Origin of the sequence: Altererythrobacter sp. C41, assembly GCF_016803135.1 — a bacterium.
Taxonomy (GTDB): domain Bacteria; phylum Pseudomonadota; class Alphaproteobacteria; order Sphingomonadales; family Sphingomonadaceae; genus Pelagerythrobacter.
In genome coordinates this window covers 1-17,157 of sequence record NZ_JAEVFE010000005.1, presented here as the reverse complement: position 1 = coordinate 17,157, position 17,157 = coordinate 1, and the positions used below count along the sequence as shown (strand labels likewise).

18 protein-coding genes and 1 tRNA gene are annotated in these 17,157 nt (G+C 68.0%); 9 read left to right on the top strand and 10 right to left on the bottom strand.

Going from position 1 to position 17,157, the window contains the following annotated elements:
• The first annotated feature begins 133 nt into the window (after window positions 1-133).
• The gene (locus tag JNO53_RS10305; protein WP_203110579.1) at window positions 134-1,282 is read left to right on the top strand and encodes a fumarylacetoacetate hydrolase family protein; all 1,149 of its coding nucleotides are present in this window, start codon (window positions 134-136) and stop codon (window positions 1,280-1,282) included.
• A 156-nt stretch (window positions 1,283-1,438) separates the two neighbouring features.
• Here JNO53_RS10305 and JNO53_RS10300 read toward each other — a convergent pair.
• Window positions 1,439-1,528 (bottom strand) — tRNA-Ser (locus JNO53_RS10300).
• Between the two features lie 228 nt (window positions 1,529-1,756).
• Between JNO53_RS10300 and JNO53_RS10295 the strand changes: the two genes are divergently transcribed.
• Complete coding sequence (locus tag JNO53_RS10295; protein WP_203110577.1) at window positions 1,757-2,602, top strand: DUF1134 domain-containing protein; 846 nt, start codon at window positions 1,757-1,759, stop codon at window positions 2,600-2,602.
• Window positions 2,603-2,689: 87 nt separating this feature from the next.
• Window positions 2,690-3,865, top strand: coding sequence for an amino acid aminotransferase (locus JNO53_RS10290; protein ID WP_203110575.1), 1,176 nt, complete (start codon window positions 2,690-2,692; stop codon window positions 3,863-3,865).
• A gap of 161 nt (window positions 3,866-4,026) precedes the next feature.
• Here the strand turns inward: JNO53_RS10290 and JNO53_RS10285 are convergent, their stop codons facing one another.
• Window positions 4,027-4,530 carry a hypothetical protein gene (locus tag JNO53_RS10285; protein ID WP_203110573.1) on the bottom strand — a complete coding sequence of 168 codons (504 nt, stop codon included), beginning with the start codon at window positions 4,528-4,530 and terminating at the stop codon, window positions 4,027-4,029.
• A 223-nt stretch (window positions 4,531-4,753) separates the two neighbouring features.
• Here JNO53_RS10285 and JNO53_RS10280 point away from each other — a divergent pair, with 223 nt between their 5' ends.
• Window positions 4,754-5,131, top strand: a complete 378-nt coding sequence (locus JNO53_RS10280; RefSeq protein WP_203110571.1) for a DUF4168 domain-containing protein — start codon at window positions 4,754-4,756, stop codon at window positions 5,129-5,131.
• Between the two features lie 120 nt (window positions 5,132-5,251).
• Here JNO53_RS10280 and JNO53_RS10275 read toward each other — a convergent pair whose 3' ends face one another.
• The 7 genes from JNO53_RS10275 to JNO53_RS10245 form a co-directional block, all read right to left on the bottom strand.
• On the bottom strand, window positions 5,252-7,489 hold the full coding sequence (locus tag JNO53_RS10275; protein WP_203110569.1) for a TonB-dependent receptor domain-containing protein: 2,238 nt from the start codon (window positions 7,487-7,489) through the stop codon (window positions 5,252-5,254).
• A gap of 391 nt (window positions 7,490-7,880) precedes the next feature.
• Window positions 7,881-8,498, bottom strand: coding sequence for a riboflavin synthase (locus JNO53_RS10270; protein WP_203110567.1), 618 nt, complete (start codon window positions 8,496-8,498; stop codon window positions 7,881-7,883).
• Complete coding sequence (gene ribD / locus JNO53_RS10265; protein WP_203110565.1) at window positions 8,483-9,481, bottom strand: bifunctional diaminohydroxyphosphoribosylaminopyrimidine deaminase/5-amino-6-(5-phosphoribosylamino)uracil reductase RibD; 999 nt, start codon at window positions 9,479-9,481, stop codon at window positions 8,483-8,485. The genes JNO53_RS10270 and ribD overlap by 16 nt, the downstream gene beginning before the upstream one ends.
• A complete protein-coding gene (locus tag JNO53_RS10260) occupies window positions 9,478-9,927 on the bottom strand; it encodes a hypothetical protein (RefSeq protein WP_203110558.1) in 450 nt (149 codons plus the stop codon). Before JNO53_RS10260 ends, ribD begins: the two co-directional genes overlap by 4 nt.
• A 40-nt stretch (window positions 9,928-9,967) precedes the next feature.
• A complete protein-coding gene (locus JNO53_RS10255) occupies window positions 9,968-10,693 on the bottom strand; it encodes a YgjP-like metallopeptidase domain-containing protein (protein WP_203110556.1) in 726 nt (241 codons plus the stop codon).
• Complete coding sequence (locus JNO53_RS10250; protein ID WP_203110554.1) at window positions 10,690-11,133, bottom strand: YcgN family cysteine cluster protein; 444 nt, start codon at window positions 11,131-11,133, stop codon at window positions 10,690-10,692. The genes JNO53_RS10255 and JNO53_RS10250 overlap by 4 nt, the downstream gene beginning before the upstream one ends.
• A complete protein-coding gene (locus JNO53_RS10245; protein ID WP_238401829.1) occupies window positions 11,121-11,711 on the bottom strand; it encodes an SCO family protein in 591 nt (196 codons plus the stop codon). The genes JNO53_RS10250 and JNO53_RS10245 overlap by 13 nt, the downstream gene beginning before the upstream one ends.
• Before the next feature lie 103 nt (window positions 11,712-11,814).
• On the opposite strand from JNO53_RS10245, the gene JNO53_RS10240 reads away from it, so the two are divergent.
• The 5 genes from JNO53_RS10240 (at window position 11,815) to ssb (ending at window position 15,882) form a co-directional block, all read left to right on the top strand.
• Window positions 11,815-12,429: an ankyrin repeat domain-containing protein gene (locus JNO53_RS10240; RefSeq protein WP_238401828.1), complete on the top strand. Its 615-nt coding sequence runs from the start codon at window positions 11,815-11,817 to the stop codon at window positions 12,427-12,429.
• 1 nt (window position 12,430) lies between these two features.
• On the top strand, window positions 12,431-13,090 hold the full coding sequence (locus JNO53_RS10235; RefSeq protein ID WP_203110550.1) for a COQ9 family protein: 660 nt from the start codon (window positions 12,431-12,433) through the stop codon (window positions 13,088-13,090).
• A 60-nt stretch (window positions 13,091-13,150) separates the two neighbouring features.
• Entirely contained in the window at window positions 13,151-13,390 is a 240-nt protein-coding gene (locus JNO53_RS10230; RefSeq protein ID WP_203110542.1) for a FeoA family protein, read from the top strand.
• Window positions 13,387-15,243: a ferrous iron transporter B gene (gene feoB / locus JNO53_RS10225; protein ID WP_203110540.1), complete on the top strand. Its 1,857-nt coding sequence runs from the start codon at window positions 13,387-13,389 to the stop codon at window positions 15,241-15,243. Before JNO53_RS10230 ends, feoB begins: the two co-directional genes overlap by 4 nt.
• Window positions 15,244-15,348: 105 nt before the next feature.
• Entirely contained in the window at window positions 15,349-15,882 is a 534-nt protein-coding gene (gene ssb / locus JNO53_RS10220; protein ID WP_203110538.1) for a single-stranded DNA-binding protein, read from the top strand.
• A gap of 912 nt (window positions 15,883-16,794) precedes the next feature.
• Here ssb and JNO53_RS15360 read toward each other — a convergent pair.
• Window positions 16,795-17,157, bottom strand: a 363-nt coding sequence (locus tag JNO53_RS15360) for a hypothetical protein (RefSeq protein ID WP_238401852.1), incomplete at its 5' end; no start/stop codon positions are given.

Genomic DNA, 17,157 nt, shown 5'->3' with positions numbered 1-17,157 from the left:
CTTATCCCAGGCTAGCGAACAATCCGAACGCGGCAGCAGAAGGCCTGCCGCGCGCGCGATTGAGGGCTCGTCCCGGCCGCATAGGTAGCAGGCTTCGAAACCGGATCAGGAACCCATTGGAACAGGTCACGCGATGATAGATCAGACTTTCGGAACGCATATGTTGGCCGACGACTGGCGCGATGCGCTTTTTCTCGGCCGAATAGCTACCGCGGAGGGGCCTAGTCCGGTTCTGGTCGAGGGCGGTACGGTTTATGAGATGAGCCGGGTCGCTCCGACCGCGTCGCAAATCGTCGCCGATCGCGCCTTCGATACGTCCGCTGGGATCGCTCTGGGCGAGATCGACGGCTTCGACTGGTCGCCCGCGACACGCGTCATAAGCCCCATCGATCTTCAGTGCGTCAAAGCGGCCGGCGTTACCTTTGCCGTCTCGGTGATCGAGCGTGTCATCGAAGAGCGCGCACGCGGAGACGCTGCCAAGGCAGGGGAAATGCGCGCAATGCTCGAACACGCCGTCGGCGGCAGCATCCGCGGCATCGTTCCGGGCTCGCGTGAATCGATGGTGCTCAAACAGGCGCTGATCGACGAAGGCATGTGGTCGCAATATCTGGAAGTGGCGATCGGACCGGACGCGGAAATCTTCACGAAATCGCAGATACTCTCGACCGTTGGGTGGGGCGCCGACATCGGGATCCGGCGTGACTCGGCCTGGAGCAATCCCGAGCCGGAGATCGCGCTCCTGGCCGACAAGACGGGTGAGCCGGTCGGAGCATGTCTCGCGAACGACGTGAACTTGCGGGACTTCGAAGGGCGTTCGGCACTCCTGCTCGGGAAGGCGAAAGACAACAACGCTTCGTGCTCGCTCGGACCGCTCGTGCGTCTGTTCGACGAGAGCTTCGGCATGAACGACGTTCGCTCCGCCGAAGTCACTCTGCACATCCGGGGCGAGGATGGGTACGAACTGGACGGTCATAGCTCCATGCTGGAGATCAGCCGCGATCCGGATGAACTTCTCCGACAGACCATGAGCGAACACCACTATCCCGACGGATTCGTTCTGCTGCTCGGCACCTTGTTCGCTCCCACCCAGGATCGCGATCATCCGGGCCGTGGTTTCACGCACAAGATTGGCGATATCGTTTCCATATCGACGCCCAAGCTGGGGACGCTCGTCAATCGCGTGACACACTCGGCGGCTGCCGCGCCATGGACCTTCGGCGTGTCGAGCCTCATGGCGAATCTGGCGGCCCGTGGGCTGATCGCCGGAGCGAGAGCGGCCTAGCTGCCGGCGCCGACAAGAAGCCAAGAGATCTCGATCCAGAGCGACCGCGCCGCGGCCGGTCGTGGTCGGCTGAACATAGCGTTCAGCAATACCGGTATCCCGGTGCCGCCTTCGCGCGCGCTCACGATCGCTATGGTTCGCTGATTGTCAGGCCGCTGGCGGAGACGGAGGGATTCGAACCCTCGATACCCGATAGGGTATGGTTCCTTAGCAGGGAACTGGTTTCAGCCACTCACCCACGTCTCCGCATGCCTGGCGGCGTGCGAGGGGCGCGCTATAACGGGCACGGGTGAGTGCTGCAAGCCGCCTCTCTCCGCTTCGGCAAAAGCCATGAAAACAGGGGCGTTCCGACTCGTTTCGCCGTGTTTCCGATTCGATTCGTCGCCGGTTCATTGCCGCTTCAGCCGCAAAGGATTCTGTTCGGCCCTGGACAGGTCCGGGTTTCGGGCCCGATTTCGGACCAGGAGGGGCCGCATGCAACTCATTCCCATCATCCGCCGCGCGATCGCAGGCGCAGCCGCGGTTGCCGCGCTCGCCGCGGCGCCGCTCGCCGCGCAATCGATCGAGACGTTCGATCCCGACACCGCGATCGACGCCGATCTCGAGGAAAGACCCGGCGCGCAGCCGGACTACAGCCAGGAGATCCCGGCGCAGGAGACCTCCGCCCCGGCGCCGCAGCAGACCGCGCCGGCGCAGGACAACAGCATCACCTACAGCGAGACGCCGCCGGACGGCGCGCCCGTCGCACCGGCCTGGGCCGACCCCGCGGCGAGCGGCGAGACCGCCGTCGCCACCGGAGAGACCGCCGGCACCACCCAGGTCGCCGGCGCGCAGAGCGAGACGTTCAAGGAAGACGACCTGATCGGCGCGGCCGAGGGCCTGTTCGGCAAGGGCGCCGAGGGTCTCGCGCGGATGATCCAGGATCTTCTGAAAGAGCAGGGCGAGCCCAACGCCTACATCGTCGGCCGCGAGGCGGGCGGCGCGTTCATCGTCGGTGCGCGTTACGGTTCGGGCACGCTCTACCACAAGGTGGAGGGCCAGCGCCCGGTCTACTGGACCGGCCCGTCGATCGGGTTCGACGTCGGCGCGAACGCGGCGAACACCTTCGTCCTGGTCTACAACCTCTACGATACCGAGCAGCTCTACGAACGCTATCCGGCCGGCGAGGGGCAGGCCTACGTGGTGGGCGGGCTCACTGCCAGCTACCTGCGCAAGGACAACGTGGTGCTGATCCCGATCCGCATGGGTGCGGGCCTGCGCCTGGGCATCAACGCGGGCTACATGAAGTTCTCGAAGGAGCAGCGCTGGATGCCCTTCTAGCCGCACAAGCAAAATTGCTTGGAGGGGCAGGGGCCGCGACAGGATTTCCTGTTGCGGCCCCTCGCGCGTCTGGGCATGGGGCGGCGCATGCTCGACAGACTCGAACCCCAATCGCCCGACGCCCTGCTGGCGCTGATCAAGCTCTATGCCGACGACGACCGGCCGGACAAGATCGACCTCGGCGTCGGCGTCTATCGCACCGGGCAGGGCGGCACCCCCGTCTTCGCCGCGATCAAGCAGGCCGAGCAGCGGCTGGTCGAGGAGCAGGATTCCAAGTCCTACCTCGGCCCCGAGGGCGACATGGGCTTCGTCAATGCGCTGATACCGCATGCCTTCGGGCGCGACGGGACGATGGGCGGGCGGCTGCAGGGCATGCAGACGCCGGGCGGCACCGGCGCGGTGCGCCTCGCGGTCGCGGTGGCCCAGCGCGCGGGCGTGAGCCGCATCCACCTCGGCGCGCCGAGCTGGCCGAACCACGCGCAGATCCTCGCCGACGTGGGCGTGGAGGCGGTCATGTTCGACCATGCCAATCCCGACGGCACCGCCAATGCCGAGGCCGCGCTGGCCGCGATCCGCGGCGCGAAGGAAGGCGAGGCGGTGCTGCTCCACGGCTGCTGCCACAACCCGACCGGCATCGACTACTCCGCCGAGGAGTGGGACGCCATCGCCGATGCCTTCGCGGGCGGCGCGGCGCTGCCGATCCTCGACCTCGCCTACCAGGGCCTCGGCCACGGGATGAAGGAGGACGCCTACGGCCTGCGCCGCGTGATGGCTGCGGTGCCGGAAGCGCTGGTTGCCTATAGCTGCGACAAGAACTTCGGCATGTACCGCGACCGCGTGGGCGCGCTCTACGCGCTGGCCCGCGACGCCGGGCAGATCGACGCGATCCAGTCGAACCTCAATGCGCTGGCCCGTGCGGCCTGGTCGATGCCGCCCGATCACGGCGGCGCGGCGGTGCGGATCGTGCTGCGCGACGCGGACCTGACCGCGCTGTGGCTCGACGAACTCGAGACGATGCGCGAGCGGATGCGCCACGTGCGCCGGTCGCTCGCGGACGCGGGAACGGCCGGCGCGGTCGACCTGACGCCGCTGGCGCACCAGAACGGCCTGTTCTCCGTCCTGCCGCTGAGCAAGGAGCAGGTCGGCCGGCTGCGGACCGAGCATGCCATCTACATGGCGGGCTCGGGCCGGATCAACGTCGCCGGACTGCACGGCGGCAACATCGAGAAGTTCGTCCAGGCGATCGCCGCCGTCACCGGCTGAGTATGTTTTTGAAAGATGCGACACCGGCCCGTACCCCCACCCGGCCACCCATAGGATAGGCCCTTGCCGGGTAGCCGGGTGGGGGCGCGGGCCGGTGCCGACATGGGAATTTGTCGACCTCTCGGTTGACACTCGACGGCATATTTGCGCGGCGTGACCTTTCATGCCGCCTCCCTCTCCCGCCGGGTGCGCTCGCCGGTGAGCCGCGCGCGGTCGAGCCGGGCAAGTAGCTGGAAAAGCGAAGCATTGTCGGCTCTCCGCCAGACCCCGGCGAAGCGGCCGCGGTGCATGCGCACCTGCCACAGACCAGTCTCGACCCGCCACATGAGCTCGCTGTTCGTGACCTTCCGTGACGGGGTCACGCCGACCTGTGACCTTTCGCCGTCACCTTGCGCAGGGGCGATCCCGAGCGCCGCATCCCACGCCGCGTTGAAGCTTTCCGCGCCGGCCCGGCCGCGCAGCCGGTAGACGGTCTCGCGCGCCATCGACACGCGCCGCGCGGCTTCGGTGACGGATCGGGTTTCGGCGAGATGCCCGATGAACAGTGCCTGCCGCCGCGGCGTCCATCCGTCGGCGCGGGTGCGGCCGGGGACGGCGTAGAACAGCGGGATCCGGGGCGGCGAAGGCTTCCGCTCGCGCGGGAGAAGGGGCGGATAGTGCTTCATCCGGAAGGATAAGGCAGATTTTCGCGATGTAGGAAAGTTGTTTGTGCGCGTTTTGTTCCGGAGGCGCTGGGATGACGGGCATTGGGTTCAGTTCCGGTCCCGGCGGCGGGGCGCTTCCGCATCGGAGGTACGCGCCACCCCGCACGTCACACGACCCGTCTCGCTGACGGTTATAAACCCGTGCTGCCCCGCGTACTTGGCGGCCTTCATCATGGAGGATCGCATGAAGACCGTTTTGACACTGGCCGCCGCGTCGCTTGCGATGGGCGGAACCGCATGGGCCCAGGACGCCGCGCCCCCGCAGCAGACCGCGCCGGCGCAAGCCGCGCCCAAATCGGCGGACGTCTCGGACGATCAGGTCGACCGCTTCGCTCTCGCCGTCCTGAAGGTTCAGCAGATCGCGCGCGATACGGCTGCCGACGAGCAGCAGAAGCAGGCGAAGATGATGGCGGTGATGCAGGAATCGGGCATGGGACCGCAGGAATTCCAGGCCATTGCCGTGGGCAGCCAGAGCGACCCCGAACTGAAGCAGCGCATCCAGACCGCGGCCGAGGCGTACGTCAAAGCCGCGCAGGATGCCGCGGAGGCGCCCGGCCGCTGAGGCCAGACCCGGCGGGACGCGCCGCTGGGATGACGGAGGGAGGCGGGGAGCATCTCCCTCCGCACCTCCCCCCGTGCCCCCCGTCGCCGCTGCGGTGACGAACCTGCTCGGCGTGTTCGGTCAGAAGCTGTGGCGCATGCCGATCGCGACGCTGCGGCCGCGGAGCGGGGACTGGTCCTTCACGAACGAGGTGTGGACGTAGGCCAGTTCGTTGGTGAGGTTCGTGCCGCGCGCGTAGAGCTCCACCGACTTTCCGCCGCCGACGTCGAACCGGTAGGCTAGCGTCGCGTTGAGCATGTCGTAGCCGCCCGTCGGCGTCTCGTAGGAGGCGGCGCGGTCCTGCTTGAAGGTGTGGTAGTATTCGAGGTCGGCCGAGACCGGGCCCGAGGTCCACTCGTAACGCGCGCCGAGGCGCCCCGGCGGAATGCGCGGCAGATTGTCGTCCTCGCTCTTGAGCTCGGCGTCGACGTAGTCGCCGAACAGGGTGACCAGCGATCCCGGCGCGAGTTGATGGCTGATCTGCCCGTCGATCCCGAAGAACCGCGCGTCCGCCGCCGTGTAGACCAGCAGGAGATGGGGGCGGCCGGTCTCGCGCTCCTCCTCGATCAGGCGGGCGAAGATGTAGTCGTCGACGTCCTGATAGAAGGCGCCGAGTTCGAACCGGGTGCGCCCGTCGGTCTTGCGGAAGGTCAGGTCGACGGACTTGTTCGTCTCGACGAGGTCGGTCACCGGCGCGGGCAGCTCGTCGGAGATGGTCGCCGTGCGCGCCAGGCCGACCTCGTAGCTGTTGGTCGCGAGGTTGTTCCCCCGGGCGTAGAGCTCGCGCACGTTCGGCGCGCGCTGCGAGCGGGCGAGCGTCAGCCCGAGCGAGTAGCCTGCGTCGATGTTCCAGGTCGCGCTTGCGGAGACCGAGAAGGGGTTGTGTTCGGAGGCGGGATAGTTCGACGCGAAATAGTCGTCGTAGAAGCCCGAATACATCTCCTCGATCTCCGGCGTCAGCTCGAACCCGGGGGGAAGAATGTAGTAGGACGTCCAGTGCTTCTTCACCGCATGCATGGTCCGCCAGTCCTGCCGTACGCCCAGCTCGATATCGACAGGACCGAACGCGCGCCGCTCGGTCAGGAACAGGCCGACATTCTCGGTCTTGATGTCGTAGATGCTGTCGTAGCCGCGATAGACGTCGTTGACGTTGAGACCGCTGAAGGTCCCGTCGGTGTACTGGACGCCGAACGTGCCGGTGAAGCCGAGCAGCGGGGCATGGGTCAGCTCCAGCCGCCCGTCGTAAACCTTGTTGCCATAGCGGGCGAACAGGAACGTCCCGTCCATCTCCTCGTGCCTATAGTCGGTGTAGGACAGCCGCAGGCGGGTATGCTCGAGCCCCGGCAGCAGGCGGTCGTAGTCCGCGCGGATGTCGAAGCGCTCGCTGCGCAGATCGATGTAGGCGGTATGATCGTCGGGCGCCGAGACGAGCGGCGGCGGGGTGCCGTGCGAGCCGCAGTGCAGATCGAGGTCGTGGGTGTGGCACGGGGCGTTGGCGTGGCTGTGGCCGGGCAGGCCGTATTCGCTGTCCTGCCGGGTGTAGGCGGCCCCGATATAGCCCTTGTCCGTCACCCATGAGGCGCCGAAGCTGTAGCTCGTCCCTTCGGCGTAGGAGTCCTTGAGCTTGTCGCTGCCGAAGGCGTCAGGAACGTCGTAGTCCTCGCTGACGTGGCGCGATCCTTCCGCGTGTACGGCGAAGGAGCCGATGCCGGCGGTCACCCGGCCGACGACTGTCTTCTCCTCGTCGCCGGTGCCGTAACGGACTTCGGTCGCGCCGGTATAGCCGCCCTCGGGCACGGCCTTGGGCACTTTGCTGTCGATCAGGTTGATCGCGCCGTTAAGCGCGTTGCCGCCGTAGCGGACGGCGGCGGGGCCGCGCTGGATCTCGATCGCATCGAGCAGCAGCGGATCGGCGGCGATGGCGTGGTCGGGTGAGACGGACGAGGCGTCGAAGAGGTTGGCGCCGTCGGTCAGGATCTCGATGCGCGGCACCGTCTGGCCGCGGATGACGGGGCGTGAGGCGCCGCCGCCGAAGCTGTCGAGATGCACGCCCGGAAGGCCCGCGAGCGTCTCGCCGAGGCCGCCCTGGCGGCGGTGCGCGAGCTCGTCGCCCGCGAGGACCTGGACCGGCAGCGGCTCGCTCGTCTCCTCGCGCTCGAGCGAGGCGCCGGTGACGACGATGTCGGCCCGGGCGGCCCGCTCGCGCGGCTTCTCCTCGTCCGCGGCGTCCTGCGCCCAAGCGGCGGCGGGCGAGACGAGTGCGACCGAGGCGGCGGAAAGCCAAAGCCGCTTCCGCCGGGCGAGTACTGAAAAAATCATCGTGTGGTGAACCCCTTCCTGATTGGCGCGGGGTCGATAGATGATGTTATACCATTACGTCAACAGGGTGGGATGGTTGTTCGGGTGTGGGGTTACGAGCGGTCGCGTTGGGGTGCGCCGAGTCGCTGGCGGACGGGGGGCGGCGGAGGAGATCACCCCTACTTCCGTCATCCCAGCGAAAGCTGGGATCGCTACCCGCCAGGTCGGACTTTGCTGCACGCGATCCCAGCTTTCGCTGGGGCGACGAGAGGGGAAAGAGCGATCTCGCCTGCCCCCTCCTTGTCATTCCCGCGAACGCGGGAATCAGTTCCAGCGTCGGCCATGGATTCCCGCGTTCGCGGGGATGACAAAAGGGGAGTGGGGGCGGCGGCGGGGTCGCCTGCCCCAGCGTCTAGCGCTGGAGGCTCTGCATCCGCTTGAGATAGCGCGCGAGGACGTCGATCTCGAGGTTCACGCGGTCGCCTTCGGTGAGGTCGCCGAGCGTCGTCACCTCCGCCGTGTGCGGGATCAGATTGAGGAGGAAGTCGCACGCGCCGTCCTCCTGATCGCGCACGTCGTTGACGGTGAGCGAGACGCCGTCGACCGTGATCGAGCCCTTGGGCGCGACGAAGGGCGCGAAGGTGGCGCTGGTGCGGATCGCGACGGTGGTCGAGCCGCCCTCGGCGCGGACCAGGCGGACTTCGCCCACGGTGTCCACGTGGCCGGTGACGATATGGCCGCCGAGTTCGTCGCCCAGTTTGAGCGCGGTCTCGAGGTTGAGCCGGCGGCCGGCGCGCCACATGCCGGGCACGGTGCGCGAGACCGTCTCGGCCGAAACGTCGACCGCGAACCAGGCGTCTCCCGGCTCGCCGCCGCGCTCCACCACCGTCAGGCACACACCCGAGCAGGCGATCGAGGCGCCGATGGCGATCTTCTCGGGATCGTAGGGGCAGGCGATCCGCAAGTGCAGGTCGCCGCGCTGCTGCGCTTCCTCGATGGTGCCGATCGCGCTGACTATGCCGGTGAACATTGTTCGCTCCCTATCCGGGCGCGCTCATAGGCCTCGCAGATGTCGCTGCCAAGCTGCCGCCGCTCGGCAAGGCGCCAGCGACCATGCGCGTCGGCGAGCGAGGCGAGGCCGATGTCGCCGAGTGCCGGGGTGCCGGCGCCGATCAGGACCGGCGCGCGGTAGAGCTCGAGCCGGTCGACGAGGTCAGCGGCAAGGAAGGCGGCGGCGGCTTGCGCCCCGCCCTCGATGTAGAGGTACTGGACGGCTTCGAGCCCTGCGATCTCCTCGGGCGCGGCGATCGTCTCGACCGCTTCGTCCTCGACCTCACGCGAGAGGACGACCCGGCGCGGGCTGCGCCCTTCGAGGCCGGGCAGGCGGACGTCGAGATGCGGGGCGTCGGCGCGCCAGGTGCCGCCGCCGACGAGGATCGCATCGGCCATGGCGCGGCGCGAATGGACGTGCGCGCGCGCGGTCTCGCCGGTGATCCAGCGGCTCTCGCCCGCCGTCGTCGCAATGCATCCGTCGAGCGAGGTCGCGAGCTTGAGCGTGACGTGCGGGCGGCCGTGTTCGGCGCGGGTCAGGTATCCGGCGAGGCTGGCGCGCGACGTGGGGCAGTCGAGCGTCTCGACCGCGATGCCCGCTGCGGCCAGCCGCTCGATCCCGCGGCCGCGAGTGCGTTCGTCCGGATCGCGGACGCCGATGACGACACGGGCAGGGGCGGCCTCGGCGATCAGATCGGCGCAGGCGGGGCCGCGTTCGGAGCGGTGCGCGCAGGGTTCGAGCGTGACGTAGAGCGTGGCGCCGCGCGCCGCCTCGCCCGCTTCGGCGAGCGCGATCGCCTCGGCATGGGGGCGGCCGCCGGGCCGGGTCCAGCCGCGGCCGACGGCCTTGCCGTCCTTGACGATCACGCACCCGACGGCGGGGTTGGGGCGGCTCAGCGGCCGGCCGCGCGCGGCAAGGCGGGCGGCGGCGGCGAGCCAGGCGGCGTCACCGGGCGGATTCACTCCGCGCGTTCGGCAATGGAATCGCCGATAAGGGCCTCGCGCCTCTCTGCCTCGGCGGCGGCTTCGCGGGCGCGCGCCTCGGCGGCTTCGCGCTCGATCTTCTCGACGTCCATGCCCGAGGCGCGGCCGAGAGTGCGGTAGATCTCGCGGCGGATTTCCTCGCGCTCCGCCTGCTCGGCGGCGAGCGCGTCCTGCCGGGCCTGATTCGCACGGTTGGAAGCCATGATCTCCTCGTCCGTGCGGCCGGGCGCGAACGTGGTGATGTAGGTCACCTGGGGCCGTTCGGGCGGCAGGTAGTACTTCTCCTGGAAGACCCAGAAGAGCAGGGTCCCGGTCATCAGGACCGACAGCCCGAGGATCGGCCAGCGGTAGGGCTGTGGCCGCCGGATATAGGCCCAGAAGTCACCGATGCCCTCGGTCGGGTTGAGGCGGCTGATCAAACGCATGGGGGACAAGATAAGGGTTCCGGCGCCCGAGCGCCAGTGTTCAGCCGAATGCGGCGTAGAGCGTGCGGCCGCGCTCCTTCAGCCAGTGGTCGGCGGCGGGCAGGTCGCCGTCGTAGATGCGGGCAAGCGCCGCCTTGAACGCGGGGCCGTGGTCGAAGTGCAGCAGGTGCGCGACTTCGTGCGCGACCACCGAGCGGCGCACCGCATCGGGCGCCATGATCAGCCGCCAGTTGATCCGCACCGTGCCGTCGCTCGCGCAGCTTCCCCAGCGCCGCTTCGCCCGCGACAGGCGGAGCGCCGGGACGGGCACGCCGGCGGCGGCGCAGAAGTGGGCGAGGTCGGACTCCATCAGCCGCTGCGCCTCGCCCTCCAGCCAGCGCTGGAGGCGGGAGGTGAGATGCCGCTCCGGCCCACCGATCGCGATGGCGCCCCCGCTCACGACGGGGCGGCGCGAAGCCTCGGGCGACCAAGCGATGGCCAGCTCCTCGCCGCGGTAGGCGAGCGTTCCGCCGGCCTCGACCGGTGCAGCGCGGGGCAGGGCGTCGAGCTGCGCGGCGAGCCAGTCGCGGCGGGCGTGCGCGAATGCGATCGCCTCGTCCGTGCGGCCCCAGCGCGGCAGGGTGACGCGCACCGCGTCGCCCTCCGGCGCGAGCCGCAGGACCATGCGGCGTGCGCGCGGATGGCGCATGACGAGGATCGGCAGGCGCCGGTCGCCCAGCTCGATCTCCGGTGCGGCCCGCACGTCGCGCCGCAGCCAGTCGATCACGCCTGGCTCCAGTCGACGATGTGGTGCTCGAGCGGCCCCGCCTCGGTCTCGCTGACCACGCGGCCCGCGACCGAGGCGCCGGTGCGCATCACGCTCTCAGGGTCGCCGGTCAGCAGCGGATGCCATTCGGGCAAAGGCTCGTCCGCGGCCCGCCGGCGGTAGGCGCAGGTCTCGGGCAGCCAGCTTACCGTGCCGACGATCTTGAGCGTCAGGCGCAGGCAGTCGGGCACGAAGGCCTTGCGGTGGCGATAGTCGCGGCAGCGCGCGGTCTGCGTGTCGAGCAGCTTGCAGGCGACGTTGGTGTCCTCGATCTCGCCGGTGTCGGCGTCCTCGATCTTGTGCAGGCAGCAGCGGCCGCAGCCGTCGCACAGCGCCTCCCACTCCTCGCGCGAGAGCTCGGCGAGCGGGCGCTCCCAGAACCTGTCCCTCAGCGCACCCATCGCGCCAGTTCCGCGGCGATCGCGTCCGCGCCTTCGCTTGCCGGCAGGATCGCGACCGGCGACCCGTCGGGCGCGAAAAGATAGACGACGTTCGAATGGTTCATGTCGTAGGCGCCGCCTTCGCCCTCCCGACCGCGCGAGAAGAAGACGCCGAAAGTCTTCGCGACCGCCTCGATCTGCTCGGGCGTGCCGGTCAGCCCGACGAGCCGCGGATGGAAGTTGGAGACGAACTCGGCCACCACGTCGGGCGTGTCGCGGGCCGGGTCGATGGTGATGAAGATCGGCTGGACCTGCGCGCCGAGCTCCGGCTCAGCCTTCTCGAACTGCGTCAGCCCCTGCGAGAAGCGCTGCACGTCGGTGGGGCAGATGTCGGGGCAATAGGTATAGCCGAAATAGACGATCCGCCACTTGCCGTCGTAGTCGGCCCAGCGGTGCACCTTTCCGTCTCCGCCGGTCAGCGCGAAGGGACCGCCGATGGCGGCGCCGTAGAGCGGCGCGGTGTCCAGCGCGGGCTGGCTGTCGCAGGCGGCCAGAGCCAGCGCGGCGGAAAGGGCGACCAGAGTTCGGGGGAGAGGCATGGCGCGGCGCTTCATGCTCTGCTAATCGGGCTTCCGCAAGGGGGCGGCAAGGGCTCCCCGGACACGACGACGACAAGACACGACGACGAAAGGTAGGGAAGACATGGCCCGCGCCGTTCTGCGCAAGGCGACCCTGGCGATCGGACTGGCAGCCGCGATCGCGGCCGCGCCCGCCGCCGCCCAGATGATGTCGGAAGGATACGAGTTCCTGGAAGCCGTGCGCGATCGCGACGGCACCAAGGTGACCGAAGCGCTCAGCCAGCCGGGTGCGGTCGTGGTCAACGCCCGCGACATCTCCACGGGCCAGACCGCGCTGCACATCGTGACCGAGCGGCGCGACCCGGTGTGGATCCGCTTCCTGACCGCCAAGGGCGCCAATCCCAACGTGCGCGACAAGGCCGGCAACACTCCGCTGTCGATCGCGGTGCGGCTGGGCCTCGTCGAAGGGGCGAAGGAACTGATCGAGGCCGGCGCCCATATCGATGTGACCAGCGCGACCGGCGAGACGCCCCTGATCGCGGCGATCCACCGGCGCGACATGGCGATGATCCGGCTCCTGCTGGACAAGGGCGCCAATCCGGACCGGACCGACAATTCGGGGCGCTCCGCGCGCGACTATGCCGAACTGCTCGGCTCCGACACCCGCATTGCCGAAGCCATCGCCGCGGCCGACGAGAAGAAGGCGACCAGCGGCGCGAGCTACGGGCCGAAGCTCTGACATGGCCCTTTCCGCCGACCTGACGCTCGACGAATTGCGGCTCTCGCTCGCCCCCGCGGTCGCCGACTCGGCGATCTTCGACGGCTGGACCCACGAGGCCGTGCGCGTGGCGGCGGAGATCGAAGGCGTCGACCCCGACGTCGCCGCGCTCGCCTATCCGGGCGGGGCAATGGACATGATCGCCGCATGGTTCGAATCGGTCGATGCGGCGATGGCCGCGGCGCTGCCGCCCGAACGGCTCGCGGGCATGAAGATCCGCGCGCGAATCGCAGGGCTGGTGCAGGCGCGGCTCGATGCCATGCTCGGGCGCGAGGAGGCGCTGCGGCGCGCGCTGTCGATCATGGCCATGCCGCAGAACGCGGCGCGCAGTCTCAAGCTCGGCTGGCGCAGCGCCGACGTCATGTGGCGGCTCGCGGGCGACACGGCGACCGATTACAACCACTATACCAAGCGCGCGCTGCTCGCTTCGATCTACGGCGCGACGGTGACCGTGTTCGTCGACGACGAGAGCGAGGGCAAGGCGGAGACGCGCGCCTTCCTCGACCGGCGAATCGACGGCGTGATGCGGTTCGAGAAGGCCAAGGCGCAGCTTCTCGGCAGCGGGCGCGAGGGGTTCAACGTGGCGCGATTCCTCGGGCGGCTGCGCTATCCGGCGCGCTAGTCCAAAGGCTCTATTGATAATCAGTTGCAAATCAGGTGCGCATCCCATAGCGGGCATGGCATGACACTCGACCAGCTCGTTCGCGGCCAACGGGCGACCGTCCTTGCGGTCGACTGGGCCCTCCTTGCCCCCGAAGATGCCAAGCGCCTGCGCGCCATGGGCCTCGACGAAGGCGCGCACGTCGCCGTCGAGCATCGCGGCGTGTTCGGCGGAGTCGATCCCCTTGCGGTGACCGTCGGGCGCATGACCGTGGCGGTGCGCCGCGTCCATGCCGCGGCGATGAAGGTCGAAGCGATATGAGCCGCCAGCGCAGGGCCGCCCTGGTCGGCAATCCCAATTCGGGCAAGAGCGCGCTGTTCAACGCGCTCACGGGCGCGCGGCAGAAGATCGCCAACTATCCGGGCGTCACGGTGGAGCGCAAGGCGGGCCGCCTGATCCTGCCCTCGGGCGCGCCGGTCGAACTGATCGACCTGCCGGGCAGCTATTCCTTCGACGCGGCGAGCCCGGACGAGGAAGTGACCCGCAAGGTCATCCACGGCGAGTTTCCCGGCGAAGCCCTGCCCGAAGTGCTGGTCCTGGTGCTCGACGCCGCTAATCTCGAACAGCACCTCGTGTTCGCGCAGGAAGTGATCGCGCTGGGCCGGCCGACGGTGGTCGCGCTCAACATGCTCGACCTCGCCGAGCGCGACGGGCTGACGCTCGACCCCGCGGCGCTCGAGAAGGCGCTCGGCGTCCCGGTGATCCCGACCGTCGCGGTGCGGCGCAAGGGGCTGACCGAACTCGCCGCGGCGATCGAGCAGGCCGAAGCGCGTGCGGCGGCCCATGCGTCTCCGGCCAGTCCGCGATCCGCGCCGACCCTGTCCGAGCGGCGGCAGACCGCGCGGACGGTGGCGAAGGCGGCGACCGTTTCCGAATCGGTGGAACATCGCATCCATGCGCAGGTCGACCGGGTCCTGCTCCATCCGTGGATCGGGCCGGTGATCCTGTTCGCGATCCTGTTCGTCATGTTCCAGGCGGTGTTCGCCTGGGCGACGCCGTTCGCCGACGGGCTCGAGGCCGCGGTGACGGCGATCTCCGACTGGGTCCTGGCGACCTTCCCCGGCGGTTTCCTGCGCGACCTCGTGACCCAGGGCATCCTCGCGGGCGTCGGCTCGGTGGTCGTCTTCCTGCCGCAGATCGTGATCCTGTTCGCCTTCATCCTGGTGATGGAAGCGAGCGGCTACATGGCGCGCGCGGCCTTCATCATGGACCGGATGATGGCCGGCGTCGGCCTCTCGGGGAAGAGCTTCATTCCGCTGCTCTCCAGCTTCGCCTGCGCGATTCCCGGGATCATGGCGACGCGCAGCATCGCCGATCCGAAGGACCGGCTGACGACGATCCTGATCGCGCCGCTGATGACCTGCTCCGCCCGGCTGCCGGTCTATGCGCTGATCATCGCCGCGGTCATTCCGCAGACGACGGTCGGCGGGGGCATCGGGCTGCAGGGCCTGGTGCTGTTCGCGCTCTATGTCGCCGGGATCATCGGTGCGATGGCGGCCGCGCTGCTGCTGCGCCGCACGGTGACGCAGGGGGCGGCGAGCGGCTTCATCATGGAAATGCCGCGCTACCAGATGCCGCGCCTGCGCGATCTGGCGATCGGCTTGTGGCAGCGGGCATGGATCTTCCTGCGCCGTGCGGGCACGATCATCTTCGCCGCTACGATCGCGCTGTGGGTGCTGCTGAGCTTCCCCAAGGCCGACCCGGGCGAAAGCCAGATCGACGCCTCGTTCGCCGGCATGGTCGCCGACGGCGTGCACACGGTGGTCGAGCCCATCGGGTTCAACCGCGAGATGGCGCTCGCGCTGGTGCCGGCTATGGCCGCGCGCGAGGTCGCCGTGTCCTCGCTCGCGACGACGTATGCCGTCGCCTCGGAGGACGAAGAGCAGACCGCGCTTGCGCTCGAGCACGAGGTTGCCGCGCGCTGGAGCCTGCCGACGGCGCTCGCGTTCCTCGCCTGGTTCGTGTTCGCGCCGCAGTGCCTCTCGACCATCGCGGTGGCGCGGCGTGAGACAAACGGGTGGAAATGGCCGGCGTTCATGGTCGGCTACCTGTTCGCGCTCGCCTATGTCTTCGCGGGGCTGACCTACTGGATCGCGGTCGCCCTGGGGCTGTAGTGGCCGCGGGCGAAAATATCCTCAGGATTGGCCCCGTCCCGGGGTAGCGCCCCCTCGACCCATTGGTTAAGCCGTTCGCCACACCCGAAAGAGGAAAGCGAATCCATGGCCGGCAGCCTCAACAAAGTCATGCTCATCGGCAATCTCGGCGCCGATCCCGAAGTGCGCGAGTTCCAGAACGGCGGCGCGGTGTGCAACCTGCGCATCGCGACCAGCGAGCAGTGGAAGGACCGCAACACCGGCGAGCGGCAGGAGCGGACCGAGTGGCACAGCGTGGCGATCTTCTCCGAAGGGCTGATCAACGTCGCCAAGAACTACCTGCGCAAGGGGAGCAAGGTCTACATCGAGGGCCAGCTCCAGACGCGCAAGTGGCAGGACCAGAACGGGCAGGACCGCTATTCGACCGAGATCGTGCTGCGCGGCTTCAACGGCACGCTGACCATGCTCGACGGCGCGCCGGGCGCGGGCGGCGGTGGCGGCCAGCGCAGCGGCGGCGGTGGCGGCTGGGACCGCGGCGGCGGCTCTTCGGGCGGCAACAACGACGGCGGCTGGAATCAGGGTGGCGGAGGCCAGGGTTCGGGCGGCGGCTCGCGCGGCGGCTCGAACTTCGACGATCTGGACGACGACATTCCGTTCTAACCTGGGGTAACGCGGTGTAACTGCTGCTGTGTTGCTTCAAGGAGCAGAACTCCTCGCTTTGAGCCTGGCTGATGCAGCTACACGGCTGTAACTATTCGTTTGGTTGCTGCCCAGCTGAAACCGGGTATCTGGAAGCGTAACCGTCAGCCATCTGAGGCCGTCCCAATCGGGTCGGCCTTGGCTCATTTGGCACAAATGATCCTCTCTTCCTAAAACCACTCAAGACCGAGTGGAGCGAAGAGTGATACCTAGAAACTTTCGTGTTGAGACAATAATCCTCAAGGGCGGGGAGCGGTTGCCCCTGCTCATAAGCCTGTCGACCGGACTGCCCAATGGCATGGCGTGCGACTATAGTCTCGCTCACCATCGCGCGAAGCCCATTGGCACCACAAAAAAGTCAATTGATGCGATCGCGATGCTTCACGCTTGGGCGGACCAGCAGCGCATTGATCTTGATGAAAGGTTCGGAACAGGCCGTCTCCTCGACAGCAATGAGACTACCAGTCTCGCTGACGCTCTGTGGCTGAGCGGCCGACGCGGGAAAGAGGGCGAACTCCCGCTGTCGGTCGTTGGGGCGACGCAAGCGTCCAGGATCGACAGCCTGATTCACTACATCAATTGGCGGATTGGGAAAATTGTGTCGGCCACGGCTCTAGACGACCCAAGGGCCGAGCACATCAACATGAGGCTTGCCGCGACTGTCGAGCAACTGAATTCATTGAGAGGCAGAAGTGTATCTAAGCCCCGGGGGAGCCTAACTGAAGAGCAGTGCAAGCGGTTATTCGAAATAGTTCGTCCGGGATCGCCTCTCAATCCATTTTAGAAGCGAACACAGCTACGAAACTTCCTGATCATTCTCGCCTACTACGAATTAGGGATTAGAAAGGCGGAGGTACTGACGCTTAAAGGAAGTCACGTTACGATTGGACCTCGGTCCACATTCCATGTGACTTTTACTCCCAATGATCCGTTGGATCCACGCGTCGAATTGCCGAGCGTGAAGACGAGATCGAGATTGTTGCCAATCAGCAGGACGATGGCGTCAACGTACGAGCTTTGGGTTCGAGAACTCAGGCGAAATCCCAACATGGCGAAGGCGGCCAAGAAGACCCCTTTCGTCATACTCAGCGTACGAGATGGATCGCCGCTGACGTGACCCCCAGCTTTCCTCCAGCTGGGATTAGAGCCGGGCGGTTGTTTTGCGCATGAGCGCGGTTGAAGCAATGGGCTGCGCAGCGGAGCCCGTAGGGCGTAGCGGAGCAGGCCATTGCTTTT

Coding starts and splice junctions, on each gene's coding strand:
- JNO53_RS10240 (WP_238401828.1), top strand. CDS start 11,815: ATGGCCCGCGCCGTTCTGCGCAAGGCGACCCTGGCGATCGGACTGGCA.
- JNO53_RS10305 (WP_203110579.1), top strand. CDS start 134: ATGATAGATCAGACTTTCGGAACGCATATGTTGGCCGACGACTGGCGC.
- JNO53_RS10270 (WP_203110567.1), bottom strand. CDS start 8,498: ATGTTCACCGGCATAGTCAGCGCGATCGGCACCATCGAGGAAGCGCAG.
- JNO53_RS10280 (WP_203110571.1), top strand. CDS start 4,754: ATGAAGACCGTTTTGACACTGGCCGCCGCGTCGCTTGCGATGGGCGGA.
- JNO53_RS10250 (WP_203110554.1), bottom strand. CDS start 11,133: ATGGGTGCGCTGAGGGACAGGTTCTGGGAGCGCCCGCTCGCCGAGCTC.
- JNO53_RS10230 (WP_203110542.1), top strand. CDS start 13,151: ATGACACTCGACCAGCTCGTTCGCGGCCAACGGGCGACCGTCCTTGCG.
- JNO53_RS10295 (WP_203110577.1), top strand. CDS start 1,757: ATGCAACTCATTCCCATCATCCGCCGCGCGATCGCAGGCGCAGCCGCG.
- JNO53_RS10235 (WP_203110550.1), top strand. CDS start 12,431: ATGGCCCTTTCCGCCGACCTGACGCTCGACGAATTGCGGCTCTCGCTC.
- JNO53_RS10275 (WP_203110569.1), bottom strand. CDS start 7,489: ATGATTTTTTCAGTACTCGCCCGGCGGAAGCGGCTTTGGCTTTCCGCC.
- JNO53_RS10285 (WP_203110573.1), bottom strand. CDS start 4,530: ATGAAGCACTATCCGCCCCTTCTCCCGCGCGAGCGGAAGCCTTCGCCG.
- feoB (WP_203110540.1), top strand. CDS start 13,387: ATGAGCCGCCAGCGCAGGGCCGCCCTGGTCGGCAATCCCAATTCGGGC.
- JNO53_RS10290 (WP_203110575.1), top strand. CDS start 2,690: ATGCTCGACAGACTCGAACCCCAATCGCCCGACGCCCTGCTGGCGCTG.
- JNO53_RS10260 (WP_203110558.1), bottom strand. CDS start 9,927: ATGCGTTTGATCAGCCGCCTCAACCCGACCGAGGGCATCGGTGACTTC.
- JNO53_RS10245 (WP_238401829.1), bottom strand. CDS start 11,711: ATGCCTCTCCCCCGAACTCTGGTCGCCCTTTCCGCCGCGCTGGCTCTG.
- ssb (WP_203110538.1), top strand. CDS start 15,349: ATGGCCGGCAGCCTCAACAAAGTCATGCTCATCGGCAATCTCGGCGCC.